A 20,098-nucleotide genomic window follows, 5' to 3' on the forward strand; every position below is an offset into this window, starting at 1 on the left:
ATTGCAAAGGTGCAAATTTTGAATGAGTTAGTCAAACCAATTTGCACATCTGCATGGGCGCTTATCTTATTACCGATCCGTTGGCCATTTCATCTGCCGGGGCAACAAAACTTAGCTTGCCTTCGGCGTTTTCGGCCATCAATATCATCCCTTGCGACATGATACCTTTTATCTCCCTCGGCTCCAGGTTTACCAATATGCTTACCTGTTTACCAATAATGGCGTCGGGCTCGTAATGCTCTGCAATGCCCGATACTACGGTGCGTTGGTCAATACCCGTATCAATGGTTAATTTTAATAGTTTTTTTGTTTTAGCAACTTTCTCGGCAGTCAATATAGTGCCGGTACGGATATCCATATTTACAAATTCATCGAAAGTAATATTGGCTTTGGCAGGTGTAATAGCCGGTTGTGCAACAACGGCCGATGCTGCTTTTTTATCGGCCAATTTTTGGATCTGTTTTTCTATGGCTTCGTCCTCTACTTTCTCAAACAATAAGGCTGCAGGGTTAAGCTGGTGGCCATTGGCAAATTCAAGTTCCTGGTCAAATGCAACCGCATCCAAATTAAGCATACCAAATATTTTGGCGGCTGTTGCCGGTAAAAATGGCTGCAGGCAGGTTGCAATATGGCCTATGAGTACTAAACTGTTATGTAAGGCTGTTTTAGCGGCCTCAGCATCACTTTTTATAGTTTTCCATGGCTCTTGTTCGGTAAGGTAACGGTTGCCAAGGCGGGCCATATCCATCACGTTCTGCAAAGCCGCGCGGAAACGGTAGCTCTCCAGATTTTTACCAAGGTCATCATAGTATCCGCCTAACTCTGCATTGACTTTGGCATCGGTTAATTTGATAATAGCGCTATCGCTTTCTACCTTGCCATCGTAATACTTGTGCATCAATATCATTACACGGTTAACGTAGTTACCCAAAATGGCAACTAATTCGTTGTTTACGCGTGCCTGGTAATCTTTCCAGGTAAATTCGCTGTCGCTTGTTTCTGGTAGTATCGATGTTAGTACATAACGTAACTCATCCTGCTTACCCGGGAACTCCTCCAGGTATTCGTGCAACCAAACCGCGTGGTTGCGGGATGTGGAAAGCTTATCGCCCTCCAAATTCAAAAACTCGTTGGCCGGCACGTTCTGCGGTAATATATAATCGCCATGTGCCTTCAATATCGCCGGGAATATGATGCAGTGGAACACAATGTTATCCTTACCTATGAAGTGCATCAGGCAGGCATCATCCTCGGTATTTGCTTGCTTTTTCCAGTATTGCTGCCAGTCCTTCCCGTTATCAGTAGCCCATTGTTTGGTGGCTGATATGTAGCCTATCGGCGCATCCATCCACACGTAAAGTTTTTTGCCTTTGGCTTCTTCTAATGGTACGTCAATTCCCCAATCCAGGTCGCGGGTCATAGAGCGTGGCTGCAGGCCCGATTTTAACCACGAGCGGCATTGGCCAAATACATTAACCTTCCACTCGCCTTCTTTTTGGTCAATCCATTTCTCTAACCAGGGTTGGTATTTATCAAGCGGTAAGTACCAGTGTTTGGTAGGTTTCAGGATCGGTTTTTTGTTACTCAGGGTCGATATCGGGTCGATAAGATCTGTCGGGTTTAACGATGTACCACAGTTTTCGCATTGGTCGCCGTAGGCCTTATCGTAACTGCAAACGGGGCAGGTACCGGTAATATATCTGTCGGCCAAAAACTGGTCGAAGTCTTCATCGTAGTATTGTTCAGAGTATTTTTCTATGAACTCACCTTTCTCGTACAGGTTCAGGAAAAACTCTTGTGACAGATCGTGATGTATAGGTGATGAGGTGCGGTGGTAAATATCAAATGCAATCCCAAACTCCTCAAAACTCTCTTTAATCTGGTTGTGGTATTTATCAATAATAGCCTGTGGCGTGGTACCCTCTTTTTTAGCTTTGATGGTAATAGCTGCGCCATGCTCATCAGATCCGCAGATGTACACAACATCCTTTTTCATTAGCCGCAGGTAACGTACAAAAATATCTGCCGGCAGGTATGCGCCCGCCAAATGGCCAATGTGCAGCGGCCCGTTTGCGTATGGCAAAGCCGATGTAATGGTGTATCTTTTATATTTATTAAGTTGCGACATTAAACAGGGATGTTTATTAATTTGCAAAGATAATTTTTTTAAGTCAGAAAGTTGGGAAAGACGGAAAGTCCGCAAGACAGGAAGACAGCATTTAAATTACCTTCAAATAGTACAATTAATCTTTCGGACCTATGCCGACCAACGAACTTTCGGACTCATCCATTACCCATCTAAAAAAAGGCGACAAGGTGGCTATTACCTGCCCTGCCAAAAAGCTTCCGATCCCTATGACTGATGCGGTAAATTTGCTTGAATCATGGGGGCTCGAAGTTGTATTGGGTGATACCGTAAACGCCAGCTATCACCAGTTTGCGGGCGACGATGCCTTCCGCGCGGCAGATATGCAACGCTTTATTGATGACGATAGCATTAAGGCCATCTTTTGCGCCCGTGGCGGTTATGGCGCTATCCGCATGGTTGACCTGGTTGATTTTAGCCACATGGCCACAAACCCGAAATGGATGGTTGGCTTTAGCGACATTACTTTGCTGCATTCGCATATTATTAGCAATTATAACTTGCCTTGTATACATGGGCAAATGCCATTAACCATACCGGATGCTTCGGCACATTCTTTGGAAACTTTAAGGCAAGCCTTATTTGGCGAGGAGTTGATTTACCGGATAGCCCCTAACCATTTAAACAGATTAGGCACAAACAGTGGTATACTTATCGGTGGTAACCTTTCTCTTTTACTCGCCGTAATTAATTCGGTTAGTGATATGGATTACAGTGGCAAGATCCTTTTTATAGAGGATGTAGGCGAATACCTTTATGCGGTTGACCGAATGCTGCGCGCCCTTAAACGTGCTGGGAAGCTAAAAAATTTGTCGGGATTAATTGTGGGTAGTTTTACAAGCCTGAAAGACAACGACATTCCCTTTGGTCAAACTTTGCCGCAAATTATAATGGAGGCGGTCGCTGAATATGATTATCCTGTTTGTTTTGATTTCCCGGCGGGGCATGTATCTAATAACTGCAGCCTGGTGTTGGGCAGAGCTTTAAACCTGTCCGTTAAAACAGAAGGCGTAGAAATAAGTTACTTATAAATTTAAACCTCGTTATGGCATATTTAAGTTCTCTTAATAAATACAAAGATCTTGGCCTGCTCATCATCCGTGTAGGGCTTGGTGCGATGTTTATTTTCCATGGTTACCCAAAGCTAATAGGCGGTACCGATGCCTGGGCCGCGCTTGGCTCGTCAACCAAATACGTAGGCATACATTTCGCACCAGTGTTTTGTGGCTTTTTGGCAGCTTTAGTAGAAACCCTGGGTGGATTTCTGATCATAATAGGCCTGGAGTTTAGGCCGGTGTGTTTGCTGCTTGTTATTAACCTTGTTGTAGCCGCTGCTACCCACTTTGGCAAAGGCGACGGCATGCAGGGCGCGGCACATGCAATAGAAGACGCTATCATGTTCGCGGGTTTGTTTTTTGTAGGGTCGGGAAGATATAGTGTAGACAAGAAATAGCAGGTCAAACGCATTCAGAAATAGGCCTTTGTTAGTAAATGTTTATTTTTGAATTAAAATTAAGCATCAACCAACAATTCGTACATATTATGAAATTGCTTTCCTATTTATGCCTGGCCTTAGTATTAATAGCTACAAGCTGCAAAAGAGATTTTAAAACGGACGGAAGCGGTGTGGTTTACATTAAGTTTACGAATGAAGATGGCCCCAGAATAAAGCAGGGCGATTTTTTAAGTATGAACGTGCTTGCTAAAACAGATCTGGATTCGGTTATAGAAAACTCGGAAGACTATGGTGTACCCCGCCTGCTAATATTGCCTGCTCAGGCTTTTAAAGGTGATAATTTTGATGCATTAAAATTATTGACCGAAGGCGACAGTATTGCTGTTAAACAGCCTGTTGACAGCATATTTAAAACAACGCCCAAGCCTGCTAATTTTAAGGGTAAGTATATAGTATATAACATTAAGGTGCTAAAGGTGATACCAAGGCAGAAAATGGACGACGCACAATTAATGGAAAAGGCAACCGCCTATCTTAAAAGCTTAAACGCCGGCCTTAAAATTGCCGAACCAAAACGGATAGAAAAATTTATTCGTCAGAAAAATTTAGTTACTACAAAAACAAATTCGGGCCTTTGCTATCATGTAATTACAAAAGGCAACGGGCCATTGCTACAAACCGGTGATACCGCGGTTATTAATTACACCGGTAAATTACTGAGCGACAAAGCATTTGATACTAACATTTACAAGGATGCTATTACGGCAAACCTATTTGATGCCAAACACAAATACAGGCCAGTAGCTATCCCGTTGGGCCAAAAGAAATTAATTACCGGGTTAGAACAAGGTTTACTTTTATTAAACAAAGGTGCAAAAGCAATATTTGTTATACCGTCTGCCCTTGCATATGGTGATACGGGTTTTAACATTGTTGCAGCGTACACCCCAATAGTTTATACTATTGAGGTGAAGGATGTTATCCATCCAAAATAGGCATTAAGGATGTCCTTTTTAAGCCTTATTGATCCATTGCAGCAGCTAAATCCTTCAGGTAATTTTCGTCGATATCACCTTGTTGGGCAGATGCGAACTTATTAAACCTTTCTGCATCAGCGGCAAAAGCCTCTTTTAAAGCTTTCTTCTTTAGGCTAACTTTTTGGGGTTGCGCGCCGGTTTTTAAAACAAAGTAACTATTTTCGTCGGTGTACTCATCATAATTATGGCCGGAATTGGTAATACCATTTGTGGTGAAATTATTGGCTTCGAATTTGGTGATAACCTGTCTATAAACCTTATACTTTTTACCCAAGTATAGTACCTGTACATATTGCTTTGTAGTAATTGAAGGGATGTAAGCATATAACGTTGGCTGTGCATCATCATCAAAAAGAGCAAATTCTTTTACTTCGCTTTTATCAGCTATAAATGCATTCTGCTTATTGGTTATAAATATTAAGTCGCCCTTCAACTTATCGTAATTAAACAGGTAATCGTTACTTTGGATCAAAGAGTCGGCCGCGTTTATACCAAACCCATGCACCCACTTATCATACAAAAAACGGCTGCCATGTAATTCCTGCTGCCCGCCCTTTAAGTATTGCGAACCTATTATGATTGTTGCCGGCGTGCTTTGCGTATTAAAAAAACTGTTATTTCCTATTCCTTTAACCCAATTATCGGTTTTAGCAGCACCTGCAGCCAGCACCATATTAATATCGGTTTTATTATTAATGGCAACAATTGTATCGGCAAATTTAGCCGCGCTGGCCAAAAGCGATGATGCAGGATCAGCCTTAACCAGGTTGTACTTACCCTCCAGGTTGGTATACGTGCCATAGGGATGCCTGGTATCACTTATAAATACATAAGGCACCGGCTTGCCTTGCTTATCGGTAACTGTACCGTTTATAGTAATAGTTTGGCCAAATACCATGGTACCGGCAAGCACAAAAAGTGCTGATAAAAGGGGCTTTTTCATAAACGTCTATTAAAATAGTAATGCCTAATATATAATTTAAAAAGTATGCCTCAAAAGAGTACCTGTATTTTAATTGTTACAAAAAACGGCATTCTTGCATAATTAAAAATTGAAATAGACATTATGAGCTCCCTTATTGGTAAACAACAGAATTTAACCAAAAATCGATTCTCCCTTTAATACAAATTAATTAGTTTGTTGTTGTAAATTAAACTTTGAAATCGAGCCATCAGCCCTTATAATTGAACCCCACATATGGAAATCTTGTGAACCGGGGATTTGAGTTGTATAGGTGCCGTTTACAGTTAACTTGATATTGGTATTGGGATAATAGTTGTTAACCATCAACCAGCATTCGGTTATATTTCCACCGCTACCATGCAGTAAGTAAGATTTTGTGGGGTCTGCTTCATCCGGCACAACAGCGTCTCCCAAATTTTGGATCGGAATAGGCGAATTATTTGGAGGAATTGGGGGCGGTAAAGGATAATTCATATTTGCAATAGCCAGATGCGATCCTTGTGTAATCCTGATAATCTTCCCAGTATAGGTTTTAGAATAGCCCGGTCCGCTATAACTGGTTGAGACATATGAGCCAAGCAAAGGCTGCCCTCCGGTGCTGTTGCTTTGTAACCATGTAGATAACGCTGTTAAATAAGTTTTAAAATCGCCCACAAAAGAAGTGGTTGGTAAGCCCCCCATATAGCCTTGGGTTACTTCAAAAACATTACCATCTACCCCGGAATTAACTGTTTGTATAAATGATGTACCGTCTGTTGTACTAAGACTTGCTGCTACAACAGGTACACCGTTTACCAAATTGGGATACTTTCGGAAATCATAGGACCCGGGGCCTATAAGTTTTATAGCACAACCATTATACGTAGCAGTATAAGTATCAAAGCTTTCTCCTAGTTGCCTGGTCATAAGCTGTAGCTCAACATAGTCAACATTGGCCATCACCTTAATTTTATTAATAGTGGCTTGGGTCTGATCGGGAACAACCGTTTTGACGGCTTTTTCCTTTTGACAAGATATTAAGACAAATAGGGTAGCCATAGCAAACAGGATTTTTTTATTTTTCATGTGATAGTTGGTTTGTGTTTTAGCTAAAATAAATAATTCCTCAAAGTTAAATTTTAATTAATTATAATATAAGTTACTAACTGTTTGCTTAATACCCCACAAAAAAGCCGCCTTACAATTACTTGCAAGGCGGCATTTTAGTATGTACAAAATGTTTACTTATTTAAAAAATCTGTCTTGAACATGTCTGGCTCTACCTACACTGTTAGTCACATCATATTGAAAGTTAAATAGTGATAATGCTTCAACATAAGCATACTGTTTACCAGCTACCGGTGCATTTACAAAAGATGCGGGTGTAGTTACAGTAATACCATTCGCTGTAAACAAGTTTTTAACATCATTAGCATTTAAAACTACCTTAAAATTTGAATAGGTAGCACTTGCTCCTGTGCCGGTTTGGCTAAAGCTAACATCATAGTGTACACCTAATGCCGCGTAACCGCTTGGCGCTTGGAATGACGTTGGTGAAACTGGATTTAGTTTAACTGCTTTAGCTGTATAATCACCACCTGCGGGGGTACGTGTAAACGTTCCGAAGTACGCACCTGCAAAATCGTTACCAATTACATGGTAATAATTTACAGACTGATTAGCAGAAATGGTTAAACCATCAGCTTTAGTAATACCAATTGGCAACATATAGCTTTTCGAAGGATCGAGCAGGTTTTTATACACTATAAAATTTACAATTTTATAACGCTGACCAGCGGGTATATTCACAACCGTAGTTTTAAAAGTATAAGCAGAGGCCGGCATAAGCTCGTAAGCTATGCTTGGATTGGCGGCATTATAAGGTGCAATTAAACCCGGTATTACGTCTACTGTGATACTCTGATCGTGGCTTAATGTTGATGATGATGCAATGTTTACACCAAAAGCCAATTCAGCCGTATCTGATGTAATTGCTGCAGCTGAAAAATTACCTGACGACAGTCCACTCAACGGAATCTCTGCCGATTGGCCTCCTTTTGAGAAATCAACAGTTCGGGAATCATCTTTAAGGCACGAGCTTAATAAGCTGATTGCCATAACAGATAATAGGGCGGTTTTTATATAATTTCTTATTTTCATTTTTCTTTTAAATTAAATTATTTAGCCCAAAATATTTTTGAAGTAAAGATATTTATAGTACCCTGTTTGGTAACATTATCCGCGTTAGAAGTATATAATACCGTTGGGTATTGTATACGTGCTACTTGCGATGGGGGGTTAACACCAGGATAAACAGACAGTGGCAAATTAGCCGGGTAACCTGTTCTGCGCAATTCATTAAATGCCTCAAATGCACCAAACGGGTTTAAAGCAATCCACTTTTGTGTAATTATAACCTGTTGCTGTTGATCAAAAGTGCCCGCAGTTGGATAGGCGATGGCCGCTTGTGCGTAATAAGCAGCGGCAGCCGTAGCAGCAGAAGCAACACCCAAATTAGTGAATGAGGTTGTGATACCGGTGTTGTAAAGCGTTTGCGCGTTACCGGTTATATAACCTGCAGCAGCAGCTTCGGCTTGCAAAAACAACGCCTCTTCTGATGATAATAGTATAGCAGGCATAGTAGGAGCCTTTAACACACCAAGGCCAAATTTACTTGGCGTTTGCTGTGCAGGTACCGTTACAGTCCCGCCAAAAAAGCTACCTATTACATCGCCCTTAGGGTTAGGGGCGTAGACCATTTTTAAACGAGGGTCGTTATTATTAGTATAATAATTAATACCATACGTGTTAGCCTGGTATTGTTGGTTACCATTTGTACCTGCGCCACTTTGTGTATAACCGTAGTTAATATACAATGGGCTGGCCTGGCCACCATTTGCATCATTATTAGCATAACCGGGGTTAACCGATGCCGAAAATGTTGCATCAATATAACCTAATGCCTGGGTTGCCTGGGTTGCAGCCTTTAATGAGGCAGTTTTAGCGGTTATATTTGATTGGCGAATAGCTATCCTTAATTTAATGGTATTTGCAAATTTTATCCATTTGGTCATATCGCCACCAAACATGATATCAGCAATACCCGGGTTAAGGTCATTAGCGGTTGCTCCCTGTAATATTTTAATAGCAGCATCAATTTGTACTAAAAGATCATCATAGATTTTTGATGCGTCATCAAATTCAGGAGTAAGGTTATTAGCACCTTTTAAAGCCTGGCTATAAGGTATGTTGTTATAGTTATCTACCAGTGCCTGAAAATCATACACCATCATTACCTTGGCAATACCTGTGTACTTAGCGCCCGAATTTGAATTTAGGATAGCGTTGTAGTTAGATATGTTTAGAAAAAACGGCGTGTAGCTGTTAAAATCATTAGATGTGATCTGGTATTGATCAAGGTTACCAAATACCTGAAAACCTGTGCTCCTGCTTAAGTAACCTAAATAAGCAGCATACGGAATAAAGTTACCCCCGTTTACAATACCCGCAGTGGTTTTTAACGAGCCTGACAAAAGCAGGCTTGGTGATGCTACAGATGGTGTATTGGGGTTGTTTTTTAATTCGTCGAGATAATTTTTCTTACAACTGCTATTTGCAATGGTAAGAAACGCTAATATTATTGTTATATACTTTTTCATGTATTTAAATATTATTAAAATGTAACATTAATACTTGCTCCATAAAAACGTGTTGGAGGAAGTTGGTAAGTGTTAATTAAACCTGTTCCGTTACCTGTTGTTGCAGAAAACTCAGGGTCAATAAATTTCTGACCCTTTGGCCTAAGCATAACAAGGTTTCTTCCGATCAACGTAAAAGCAGCCCTTTTAATTACTTTAAGTTTTCTTGCGTACTGAGATAAATCAAAAGATAAGGTAGCTTCTCTTAATTTCCAGAAAGCAGCACTGCTTGTGTACCCTTCTACTGAGTTGTACCATGCACCTGCATTCCAGAACCCCTGGTTACCATCAGCAACGGTAACATTTGTGTTTGGCACATATACAGGGGTTTCACCTGCTTTAGCTGTATTGATAACTGAATTAGGAAATATAAATGCCTGGCGATCTGCAGAAGCAGAGTAAGCAGATATACCTGCAGCGGTAGCACTGGCTAAACTTGAGTTGTAAATAACATGCCCACTACGGAACTCGCTTGTTGCACTCAGGGTAATGATTTTCCAGCTTGCAGTTTGCGTTAAACCTAAGATATATTTAGGTGTAGTGCGGCCCAGGTTTGTAGGAACTGTATTGGATGTAGGATAACCCGTTACAGGGTTAACAATTACACGGCCCTGATCATCGCGATCCACGTTTGCGGTACTAACCAAAACCGGGAACGGCTGGCCAATTTGTGCCTGTATTGCTGCAGAACCGATGGAAGCAATAGTTACAGAGTTTAATCCCGATGTTAAAGATTTAACTTCAGAATTTTGGATCGCTAAGTTACCCCCTAAATTTAAGCTAAAGTTATTGTCTTGTTTAGTTAATACATTTAAATCCAGTTTAAACTCGTAACCTGTGTTTTGAACCTCGCCAATGTTAACAGTTGCAGATGTGTAACCTGTTTCAGGCGCGGTTTGGATTGGGATTGTTTGGTTAGTGGTATTACTTTTATAGTAGGTAAAGCTTGTGTTGATACGGCTATTGAAGAAGCTTAAATCAGCACCAAACTCAATTTCTTTGGTTAACTCCGGTTTAATTGCAGGGTTATTCAAAGTAGTTCCTAAAGTTAAACCACCTGTGTTACCATAAGGGAAACCGGTAGTTGGGTTAAATGTATTTGATGTGCTATAAGGCGCAACGTTAACACTACCAACCTGGCTGTAAGATGCCCTTAATTTACCATAGTTTAATATACGGTTACCTTTAAGCATCGGTATTGCATCGGTAAAAATTAATGATCCTTTTACTGATGGGTACCAGAATGAGCGAAGACCGTTTGAAAGCCTCGAATCATGATCGTTCCTTAAAGTAGCCTCAACAAATGCAAAATCTTTATAGCCAATGGTTAAATCACCAAAGTAACCGATCTGGCGAATTTTACCGTCAATTCGTGAAGTACCTGGCGTACCTAAGATACTACCTACGTTGTAAAAATCGTCAACAAGTAAATTTGTTGAACTATTTGATAACTGGCTGAAGTTTTGTTGCCAAATACTATTACCCAATAATAAATTTGTTTTAAAGTTGTTTAAAAATGTTTTATGAAAGCTTACATAAACATCTTGTTGGATACGGGCGTAACCTTGCGGGCCACCGGGTGCAGATCCTAATATGCCTAAGTTGCTACCATCACCAAATGATGAGATATTATATACCTGACCGGGAATATGGCCGGTAGAACCACCGTATGATTGGCCTTGGGTACCGAAACCACCGGTTGGGTCACTAATTGCATAAGCACTAAACTGCACAGGAGAGCGCCTGAACTGAACATTAGATGTGCCAAAATTTTCAGATATACGGTAATTTACATCAAACCATTTAGTTGGTGTTACTGAAGCGTTGAAACTACCGTTGAAGTGATCGCTACGGGTATCAATACGGTCATTTTTTATAATCCAATAAGGGTTAACACCGTAAGAGTTAAAGTAAGTATTCACTTCAGAGAATGGTTGGGTGATGTCTTTAAATTTATCTTGAGGCACCCAAGACGGGGTATTGTATAAAGTACTTAATAATGAACGCCCGCCATCTAACGAGGTTCCGTCATATCCACCATTTCCTTCAGTACTTTGGAAAGATTGCACATAGCTTGCTGTGAAATCTGCCTTGAAAATTCCATAAGTTTTAGCCGCAGAAACCCTTACTGAGGTTCTCTTAAACTTTTGATCAGGGGTAATACCCGATCTTAACAGGTTATTAGCAGAAATGTTAAAGCTGTTGTCAGCGTCACCCTGTGCGTAAGAAAGGTTGTTTTCTTCGCTGTGACCTGTCACAAAAAATGCTCTTCTTGGATCTACCGGACGAGTGCTGTAAGGATACTTTTGTATAGTACCATCTTCTAATGGTATACCTAATTGTGAAAGGTGGCCATCATATGCAGGACCGTAAGACTGGTTCTCGAATGGAGCCGGCGTAGTAATAAAGCCTGTGATAGGATCTTGGAATGGAGCACCTTCACCACCATAGCTACCAAACTTGGTTTGAAAACTAGGCAGATACGAAAGCTTTTCTATCAAATAATTATTTGTGTAACTAACACGCGGCGCGCCATTTGGGCTACCATGAACGGTAGTTATGATCAACGCACCGTTTGATGCGTCAGAACCGTAAAGGGCAGCTGCGCCTGCACCATTTAAAATGTTAACCGACTCAATATCATCCGGATTGATCGTGTTAACCTCATTAGGAGAAATTGGAACACCGTTTAAAACAACTAAGGCATAATTATTACCTAAGATGTGACGGTTACCGCGCAAAGTAAAACGAGTGTTAGGGTTAACACCGTTGTCAAGCGTACTTACAACTAAACCCGGGGCTTTAGCAGCTAAACCGTTTGTAAAGTTTGTAGGACGGGCCTGATTAAGTGTTGCGGCACTAATGTTAGTTGCGGCAGCGCCTTGCTCTTTTGCCTGGCGCTTAATGCCCAAAGCACCAGTTACCACAACTTCGCCTAATTGATTGCTCGAGGTTACAAGCGCAGTATTTACTACACTGCCATCAATTGCGAGAGTGGCTTTGTTAAAACCGATAAATGAGAAGCTTAATGATTTTGCCGATACCGGCACACTTAGGGAGAATTTACCGGATGCATTGGTTTGAACACCAATTGTGGTCCCGGCTACTGTGACACTTACTCCTGGCAACGGTAAACCGTCATCTTTTGAAGTAACTGTACCAGTAATTGTACGATTTTGTGCATACACCTGCGTTACGCATAACATCAGGAAACACAAACTTACTAGTAGAAGTTTTTTCATGTTTGTTAATAATAAGATCAGTTAATAGTTAATTAATTATAAAAGTAATGTTCCACTATCAATAAATCAAATTAAAAAGTAAAAAAAAATGCTTTATCGTAAAAATAATTTGAAAAAATAAATAATATTAAAAAAAACAGTACTATGTATTGCATAATACATTCCAAAACATATATCTTTGCATTATGATTGTTGAAAATACACAAACCCAAATGAGGAAAGGCATACTGGAGTATTGCATCCTTTCTATTATAGCAAAGGGCGAGATCTACGCATCAGATATTATTGCTGAGTTGAAGAAGGCCCGCCTGCTTGTTGTTGAGGGTACGCTATACCCTTTATTAACCCGATTAAAGAACAATGGCCTGCTCTCTTATAACTGGGTGGAGTCAACATCCGGGCCGCCCCGCAAGTACTATGTGCTTAGCGACGAAGGCCGCAAGGTGCTACAGCAGCTCGACGGCACCTGGAAGGAACTGGCATTTGCCATAGAAACCGCAATTGGCGACAGAAACAATAAATAAACCTCAAATCACCACCCATCATGAACAAGACCATCATCATAAACATAAACGGCATCGTTTTCCATATAGAGGAGGATGCTTACGAAATACTTAAAAGCTACATGACCGATGTGCAGCGCCATTTTCTAAACTCGGCCGATAGCCTGGAGATCACAACCGATATTGAGAACCGTATAGCAGAAATGTTTAACGAGATCCTGCTAAGGGAAGGCAAACAGGTTGTTGTTGAGCAGGACGTTAAAACCGTTGTTGAGCAAATGGGCTCGGTAGAAGACTTTGAGATAGAAGAGGATGGCGCAAAGCCACATACGCAACAGGCTTTTAACTACGGTTCTGAACCCCGCCGCCTGTTCCGCGACCCGGATGACCACCTCGTAGCCGGTGTATGCTCGGGCATTGCCAATTACTTTGATTTTAACCCGGTTTGGGTACGCTTATTATTTGCAATAGCCGTTGCTTTTGCCGGTACAGGCGCTATATTATATGCTATACTGTGGATAGTTGTACCTAAGGCCGTTACCCGTGCCGACCGCATGGCCATGAAAGGTCAGAAACTGGATTTGCAAGGCTTCAAAACAAACTTCGAAGAAGAGCTGAACACAGTAAAAGGCAATCTTCAAAACTTCCACAACGAAGCCCGCCCATTTGTATACAAAACCCGAGATTTTGCTGGAGATGTTTTTGGCCACTTCGGTAACTTTTTAGGTGGCGCAGGTAGGGCCATAGGTAAACTGGTGGCTATTGCGCTTATCGCAAGTGCTTTTGCTGGCATTATTGCCCTTGTTGTAGTGGTAATATCGGCTTTTGCATACGGCAACCGTAATATGGGCATCTACCACATGTTCCCGTTCAACATTGCCGACCAGCATATTAACAACATATTTATAGTATGCGCCACGTTAATAGGGATCATTCCGTTGCTTGCCATTATATTGACACTTATCCATTACGTGTTTCGTGGTAATGTAATAAACCGTACAGCCGGGTCTGCATTGTTAATGACCTGGATCATCTCGCTAAGTATTGTTATTTATTATACCGCTAAAACATCTGCCGCCTTTAAAGAATACGCCAGCTTTAGCCAAACCATAAACATTAAGCCATCTGCCGATAGCACTTATTACTTAAAGCTTAACGATATCAAATTCCTTACAAAAGAAGACAGCGTTCGCCTGCGGGTAAAAGAAGATTTTGGCGGCCGTGTTATTCTGGATGACGACAATGATAACAACATGGATATGCCCGATAAAAACATTAGCATATATATTGAAAGAAGCGATGTGAAGCAACCTGTGCTTGTAGAATCGTTCAGCGCCCGCGGCAGCGATTACCAGGAAGCGCTTTACAACGCCCGCGGCACTAATTACCAGTTTAAACAGGAAGGCAACGTGCTAAAATTTAACCGCCGTTTAGAAAAACAAATAGACAGGTTATGGCGCGCCCAAAGGTTACACCTAACGCTTAGGATCCCCCTAAACTCAAAAGTTGTAATTGATGACCAGGTTGAACGTTTTGTGAGGGACATCAATGTGCACGACTGTAACGAGGTAAATAAAAAAGAAAATGCATCAGCAGCAATCTTCGTCATGACAGATAACGGTTTGCAATGTAAAGTTGATACCGTGGTTATCCCACAAACACCGCAACAAAAAGCAGCAGCGGATAGCGTCGCCAAGGCAAATGCCGATCAATAATGAACGCCTTTATAAAATATATAAGCCTGCTGTTATTCAGCGGGCTTATATTAGCTTTTTACAATTCGTCTACCCATAAAAATGTTGCCTTACCGCGTTCTGTAAAAACGGCATTGGCAACAAATAACACATATGCGGCAAACCCCTTCCATACGCATAACTTTATATACCAGAACGTTGCAGAAATACTGTTTCCACAGCTAATAAATTAACATTTATCTGTAACCTTTAGTACCCTTTTACCATCTTATACCAAAGACAACAACATGTTGGCATATTGCCCGCATACAACATAAACCCTATCCCTATGCATACATCTTCACTACTCGGATACCAACCTAAGCCTGGTGCAGAAAAACGAAACCCGCATTGGCCGCATAACCTTTACCTACAATTTTGGTAACAGCAAAATAAAAGCCAGCCAGCACCAAACCGGCGCCGAAGACGAAAAAGGCAGGGTGAAAAGCGGAGGATAAGGGAGAGATGTAAGATAACAAGACATAAGATCCACGACAAAGAAAGGCCGCTAATTACTAAGCGGCCTTCTTAATTAAATAAGCATCTTGATTCCTGATTTTAAACTTCTTGCCTCTCTTTTACTGCCCTACCATAAACACAGCATTACTAAACAGCAATTTACCATTCTCCCAAAAACTACGGAACAATGGGTCATCAACCAAATAAACTACCGAGCCGCGGCCTAAAGATTGTACGCCAAGCAGCATACCGTTATTGATTTTTTGTTTGGATTGCACACCGGCGAAGCCTGTTACATATCCGTTTTTATCTATAGTGCCCACATTCCAGTCATCTTCTCCAAGCAACTCGTAAATATCATCGCTCAGTTTTAACGAGTAGTAATAGTTGGGGAAACCAAAGCCAAGTGGGTGGGTATTATCCATATTAAGCTTAAATATAGCGCCCGGGATGCTCGAGCGGATGGCATCGCGGTTACGGTCGGCATAAAGCTTCACTCTTTGTTTAGCCTTTGGGTCCGGTTTATCATCCTTTTTGGCTTCCTTCTTTTTAATGTCGAAGCCCTTTTTGTCTACCAATGACGCTACCGCATTTTCTAATGCAATCAATTTCCCGCCATCGCTAACCCACTTTTGCAGGTTGTCTGATGACAGGTCGTTATACCTGCCGTCCGGCATAATTAGCACATCATAATCCGCCAGTTTAATGCGGTTTATATCCTGGTATCGGATCAGGTTAATAGGGTAGCCAATTTGCTGCTCAAAAAAGTGCCATACCTCGCCCATTGCTTCCGAGTTGATGCCATCGCCGGTAATCAAAGCCACGTGTGGCTGTTTAATGAATTTCACATCGAACGAGCCAATATCAGATCCCTTATCTACAAAGCCTGAAGAAAGCGGGGTGATCTCGTGACCCATATCCGCGGCCAGCTGGGTAACTATTCTGTCAAAATCTATTTTCTCGTTCCCTGCACGGGTCACCAATAAGGAGCCTGCGGTAAACTTTTTGCCCTTCGCCTCAAAAGGCAACTCGGAATAGCGAACCTTGATATTCCTTTTCAGCAAGGCTGATAAAAACCTTACATCGGCAATTGATTGCCATGCAGAAACATAGGCGTATGCCTTAGTATTACTTAAGGCGGCAGGCTTAACCACACTGGAGTTGGTATTGGCTGGTTTGTACGATTCTTTTACGCCATAAGCCTTTAAACCATAAGCGTAAGGCAGCGCCCAAGCGGTAATATCATACGTAGCCGAATCGGGGATGAACGTTTTGGGCTCCAGCAAAACATGCAGTAATACCGATTTGGGCTGATAAGCATTCACCACCAGGTCATTCGGCTCTACATTATATTGCTCGGTAGCGCCGGTAAAATAGTTATACCCGGTAACCGATTTGTTAGCCAGGCCATATCCAAACTGGATACCGTTTCGGGTAAGCATTTTGGCCAGTTCGTTCACCTTTTCGTTGTTATCGTTTTTAATAACGTAGGTTTTGTACTGCCCCGGGGGGTTTTGGCGGCTGTTATCATAAAACTTCTTAAACTCATCAACCACCTTTTGGGCATTTGCCGATACGATCTCTACGGTGCTTAACCCTGTGGTATGGTGGTGCGCTATCCTTTGCGCCAAAGTAAGTGTATCGCCGCTGCGGGTAACCACAGCAAGGCCGGCGCCGATGCCTCCTTGCTCATAGGTCATCCCTATCGAGCCATTGTAAAGTGGGTAGGTGTCACCGTATGATGGGTAAAGCAGGTCAAACTCCTGTTTGGTAAAATACATCCAGCCATTCTGGTCAAAGTATTTGGCATTGTTTTTACCTATCACCACCTGGAAATCGCGCTGCCATTTGGTAATATCTTTATGGTACGGCTCGGCAGCCGGGGCAAAATAGTATGGGTTGTTATAGCCCTGCTCGTGGAAATCTACATGCACTTCGGGCAGCCACTGGTTAAACAGGCCAACACGTGCCTGCGTTTCTTTTTGTGCCTGCCATGCCCAATCTCTGTTCAAATCAAAGTAGTAATGGTTTACGCGCCCGCCCGGCCATGGTTCCATATGCTCGCGCGATGATGGGCTGGCATCGGGCGTAACGCCGCGTACCGAGTTATAAAAGTTAACATAACGGTCGCGCCCATCCGGGTTTAGGCATGGGTCGATAACTACTACGGAGTTCTTTAGCCATTCTTTCGACTTTGCGTTTAATGGATCGGCAAGGTCAAACAATGTCCACATAGCAGCCTCGCTCGATGCGGGCTCATTACCATGTACGTTATAGCTTAGCCAGGTAATTACGGGTGAGTTTGGTGTAACAGCGCCGCTTTCTATCCCCGCGATGCGCCGGTTATTATGGCGAATCTCTTCCAGTCGTTTAATATTATCATCTGATGCGATGAACATTGCCAATAATGGGCGGCCTTCGTTTGTAGTGCCAAATTGCTGCAACTGTGTGTTCTTTGCGGTTTGGGCAACGTATTTAAAATACTCAACCACACGGTAATGCGGGGTAAATTTATCGCCTAACTTGTAACCTAAAAATTGTTCGGGCGATTGTAGTTCCTGCGCAAAAACAGGGATACCGCAGAGCGCGGCTATAATAACAAAGAGTAGCTTTTTTATCATGTATAAAATACTGGTGTCAGTAAAGGCTAATCTAAAATATTTTTTTGAGGTTTCATCATCAGGCTATTAATTCAAATCTGCACTTTTGCATACAACACCATGACGCCTATACAAGCCCTTCAAAAATATTTCGGATACTCAGAGTTCAGGCTTTCGCAGGAAGCTATTATAGCCAATGTGCTAAACAAAAAGGACACGCTGGCGTTGATGCCAACTGGTGGCGGCAAATCGCTTTGTTACCAGTTGCCCGCCGTTTTGCTGGATGGATTGACCATTGTGATATCCCCGCTGATAGCCCTCATGAAGGATCAGGTGGATAGCCTGAATCTTACCGGCATACCCGCGGCGTTCCTAAATTCCAGCCAAAGCCCGGAAGAGCAAAAGGACATTGCCATTAAGCTAAAGAACAACGAACTGAAGTTGCTTTATGTAGCCCCCGAACGTTTGTTTGGTGCCGATAACCGTATGATGGCATTTTTGCATACGCTTAACGTAGTGCAAATAGCTATTGACGAAGCGCATTGTATCTCGCAATGGGGCCATGATTTCCGCCCGGAATATTTGATGCTGGCGGGATTAAAAAAAGAGTTTCCCGGAGTGCCGGTGATAGCCCTTACCGCTACCGCCGATAAGCTTACTCAAAAAGATATTTTAGAAAAATTAAACCTGCACAAGCCCGCGGTTTTTATCTCATCATTTAACCGCGAAAACATCACGTACCGCGTAATCCCCAAAAAGAACAGTTTCAATCAACTTTTGGGCTTTTTAGAGGCGCATAAAGACGATTCAGGGATCATTTATTGTCTTTCGCGGAAGTCAACCGAGGCCCTTGCCGATAACCTTAAAGAAGAAGGTTTCGCAGCCGCAGCCTACCATGCCGGGTTGGCCAACGAAATAAAAGCCCGCAACCAGGAAGCTTTTCTAAAGGACGAGATCAAGATCATTGTGGCAACCATCGCCTTTGGCATGGGCATCAACAAAAGTAATGTGCGTTACGTGGTACATATGGATCTTCCTAAAAACATCGAAGGCTACTACCAGGAAACCGGCCGTGCCGGCCGTGACGGACTGGCTTCCAATGCGTTATTACTATACTCGCCCGGGGATGCTATTAAACTACGTGGTTTCGCCACAGTAGAAAACAACAAGGAACAAAGCGCCATAATGCTTAAAAAGCTGGACGATATGGTAAATTATTGCCAGCTGCATGCCTGCCGCCGCCAGTTTTTGATGCACTATTTTGATGAGCCATTCCCCGACAATTGCGGCTCTTGCGATTTCTGCCTGAGTGAGTTTACCAAGTTTGATGGTACGCTTATAGCGCAAAAGGCATTATCGGCCGTTGTACGGTTGAAAGAGCGTTTTGGTGCTACCTATCTAATTGATTTTCTGCGCGGTTCCAGAAGCGAAAAGATCTGGACCGAGCATAAAGCGCTTAAAACCTACGGTGCCGGTGCAGATATCAGCAAAGCCGATTGGCAGCGATACCTGCGCGAACTGATCTCGAAAGGTTTTTTGCAAAGCGTTGATGAAGGTTTCCCTACTATCCGCCTCACCCCAAAAAGCGAAGCCGTTTTAAAGGGCGATGTAAAAGTTGAGTTGATTGCAAGCCAGGTTACCGACGAGCAGGAACAGGAAGTGCTGAATTACGAAGCCGAGCTATTGGCCAACCTGCGCCAAAAACGCCAGGAAATTGCCATTGGCGAAAACCTGCCGGCATATATTATCCTGTCGGATGCTACCTTATTGGAAGTAGCCACCTACCTGCCGCAAAAAATGGATGAGTTGAGGCTTATCTCCGGTTTTGGTGATGTTAAGCTTGCTAAATACGGCCGCGAATTTTTGGCTATCGTAAATAGTTATAGCGAGGCGAAAGGTCTGCCATCGCGCATCAAACAAAAGTCGGCTAAGCGCGAACGCAAGCCGAAAATTAAGAAAGGGAAATTATCAGATACCTTTCAGTTTACCTATAATCTATATAAAGAGGGCAAAAGCGTTACCGAGATATCGCACGAGCGTGGCCTTTCGCCAACCACAATTGAAGGCCATTTAAGCCGCTTTATACAAACCGGAGAACTGGATGTCTTCGAATTTGTTAATGAGAACAAGATCCCGGCTATAAAAGATGCGGTTGAAAGTTATGGTAGTGCCATGCTATCGCCCATAAAAGAAGTTTTGGGCGATGCCTATACTTATGGCGAAATTAAAGCCGTTATTGCCTGGATGAACCGAGAAGCGTAATTTAGTTTGCAATTTGACC

14 protein-coding genes are annotated in these 20,098 nt (G+C 42.3%); 7 read left to right on the top strand and 7 right to left on the bottom strand.

Translation table 11 applies throughout. The annotated features are described in order from the left end of the window. Positions 1-61 precede the first annotated feature (61 nt). Positions 62-2,128 (bottom strand): methionine--tRNA ligase, encoded by a 2,067-nt coding sequence (gene metG, locus RHM67_RS01200; protein ID WP_322229792.1) that lies wholly within the window; start codon positions 2,126-2,128, stop codon positions 62-64. 131 nt (positions 2,129-2,259) lie between these two features. Here metG and RHM67_RS01205 point away from each other — a divergent pair, with 131 nt between their 5' ends. The 3 genes from RHM67_RS01205 (at position 2,260) to RHM67_RS01215 (ending at position 4,597) form a co-directional block, all read left to right on the top strand. Continuing rightward, positions 2,260-3,177, top strand: coding sequence for an LD-carboxypeptidase (locus tag RHM67_RS01205; RefSeq protein WP_322229795.1), 918 nt, complete (start codon positions 2,260-2,262; stop codon positions 3,175-3,177). 14 nt (positions 3,178-3,191) lie between these two features. Beyond that, entirely contained in the window at positions 3,192-3,599 is a 408-nt protein-coding gene (locus RHM67_RS01210) for a DoxX family protein (protein WP_322229797.1), read from the top strand. 89 nt (positions 3,600-3,688) lie between these two features. Continuing rightward, positions 3,689-4,597 (top strand): FKBP-type peptidyl-prolyl cis-trans isomerase, encoded by a 909-nt coding sequence (locus tag RHM67_RS01215; protein ID WP_322229800.1) that lies wholly within the window; start codon positions 3,689-3,691, stop codon positions 4,595-4,597. A gap of 25 nt (positions 4,598-4,622) precedes the next feature. Here RHM67_RS01215 and RHM67_RS01220 read toward each other — a convergent pair whose 3' ends face one another. The 5 genes from RHM67_RS01220 to RHM67_RS01240 form a co-directional block, all read right to left on the bottom strand. Then, entirely contained in the window at positions 4,623-5,582 is a 960-nt protein-coding gene (locus RHM67_RS01220; protein ID WP_322229802.1) for a carboxypeptidase-like regulatory domain-containing protein, read from the bottom strand. Between the two features lie 186 nt (positions 5,583-5,768). Beyond that, positions 5,769-6,668, bottom strand: a complete 900-nt coding sequence (locus tag RHM67_RS01225) for a hypothetical protein (RefSeq protein ID WP_322229805.1) — start codon at positions 6,666-6,668, stop codon at positions 5,769-5,771. 159 nt (positions 6,669-6,827) lie between these two features. Beyond that, complete coding sequence (locus RHM67_RS01230; RefSeq protein ID WP_322229807.1) at positions 6,828-7,742, bottom strand: DUF1735 domain-containing protein; 915 nt, start codon at positions 7,740-7,742, stop codon at positions 6,828-6,830. Between the two features lie 17 nt (positions 7,743-7,759). Then, positions 7,760-9,241 carry a SusD/RagB family nutrient-binding outer membrane lipoprotein gene (locus tag RHM67_RS01235; RefSeq protein ID WP_322229811.1) on the bottom strand — a complete coding sequence of 494 codons (1,482 nt, stop codon included), beginning with the start codon at positions 9,239-9,241 and terminating at the stop codon, positions 7,760-7,762. 14 nt (positions 9,242-9,255) lie between these two features. Next, complete coding sequence (locus RHM67_RS01240; RefSeq protein WP_322229813.1) at positions 9,256-12,522, bottom strand: SusC/RagA family TonB-linked outer membrane protein; 3,267 nt, start codon at positions 12,520-12,522, stop codon at positions 9,256-9,258. A gap of 185 nt (positions 12,523-12,707) precedes the next feature. Here RHM67_RS01240 and RHM67_RS01245 point away from each other — a divergent pair, with 185 nt between their 5' ends. From RHM67_RS01245 to RHM67_RS01255, 3 genes are all read left to right on the top strand, one after another. Next, complete coding sequence (locus RHM67_RS01245) at positions 12,708-13,046, top strand: PadR family transcriptional regulator (protein WP_322229815.1); 339 nt, start codon at positions 12,708-12,710, stop codon at positions 13,044-13,046. A 20-nt stretch (positions 13,047-13,066) separates the two neighbouring features. Further along, positions 13,067-14,740 carry a PspC domain-containing protein gene (locus tag RHM67_RS01250; protein ID WP_322229816.1) on the top strand — a complete coding sequence of 558 codons (1,674 nt, stop codon included), beginning with the start codon at positions 13,067-13,069 and terminating at the stop codon, positions 14,738-14,740. Between the two features lie 347 nt (positions 14,741-15,087). Next, positions 15,088-15,216 (top strand): hypothetical protein, encoded by a 129-nt coding sequence (locus RHM67_RS01255; RefSeq protein ID WP_322229817.1) that lies wholly within the window; start codon positions 15,088-15,090, stop codon positions 15,214-15,216. Between the two features lie 120 nt (positions 15,217-15,336). On the opposite strand, the gene RHM67_RS01260 is transcribed toward RHM67_RS01255, so the two are convergent. After that, the gene (locus tag RHM67_RS01260; RefSeq protein WP_322229819.1) at positions 15,337-17,838 is read right to left on the bottom strand and encodes a M14 family metallopeptidase; all 2,502 of its coding nucleotides are present in this window, start codon (positions 17,836-17,838) and stop codon (positions 15,337-15,339) included. Between the two features lie 99 nt (positions 17,839-17,937). Between RHM67_RS01260 and recQ the strand changes: the two genes are divergently transcribed. After that, positions 17,938-20,079, top strand: a complete 2,142-nt coding sequence (recQ, locus tag RHM67_RS01265; RefSeq protein WP_322229823.1) for a DNA helicase RecQ — start codon at positions 17,938-17,940, stop codon at positions 20,077-20,079. Positions 20,080-20,098: the final 19 nt, after the last annotated feature.

The organism is Mucilaginibacter sp. 5C4 (genome assembly GCF_034345625.1).
GTDB classification, from domain to species: Bacteria; Bacteroidota; Bacteroidia; order Sphingobacteriales; family Sphingobacteriaceae; genus Mucilaginibacter; species Mucilaginibacter aurantiaciroseus.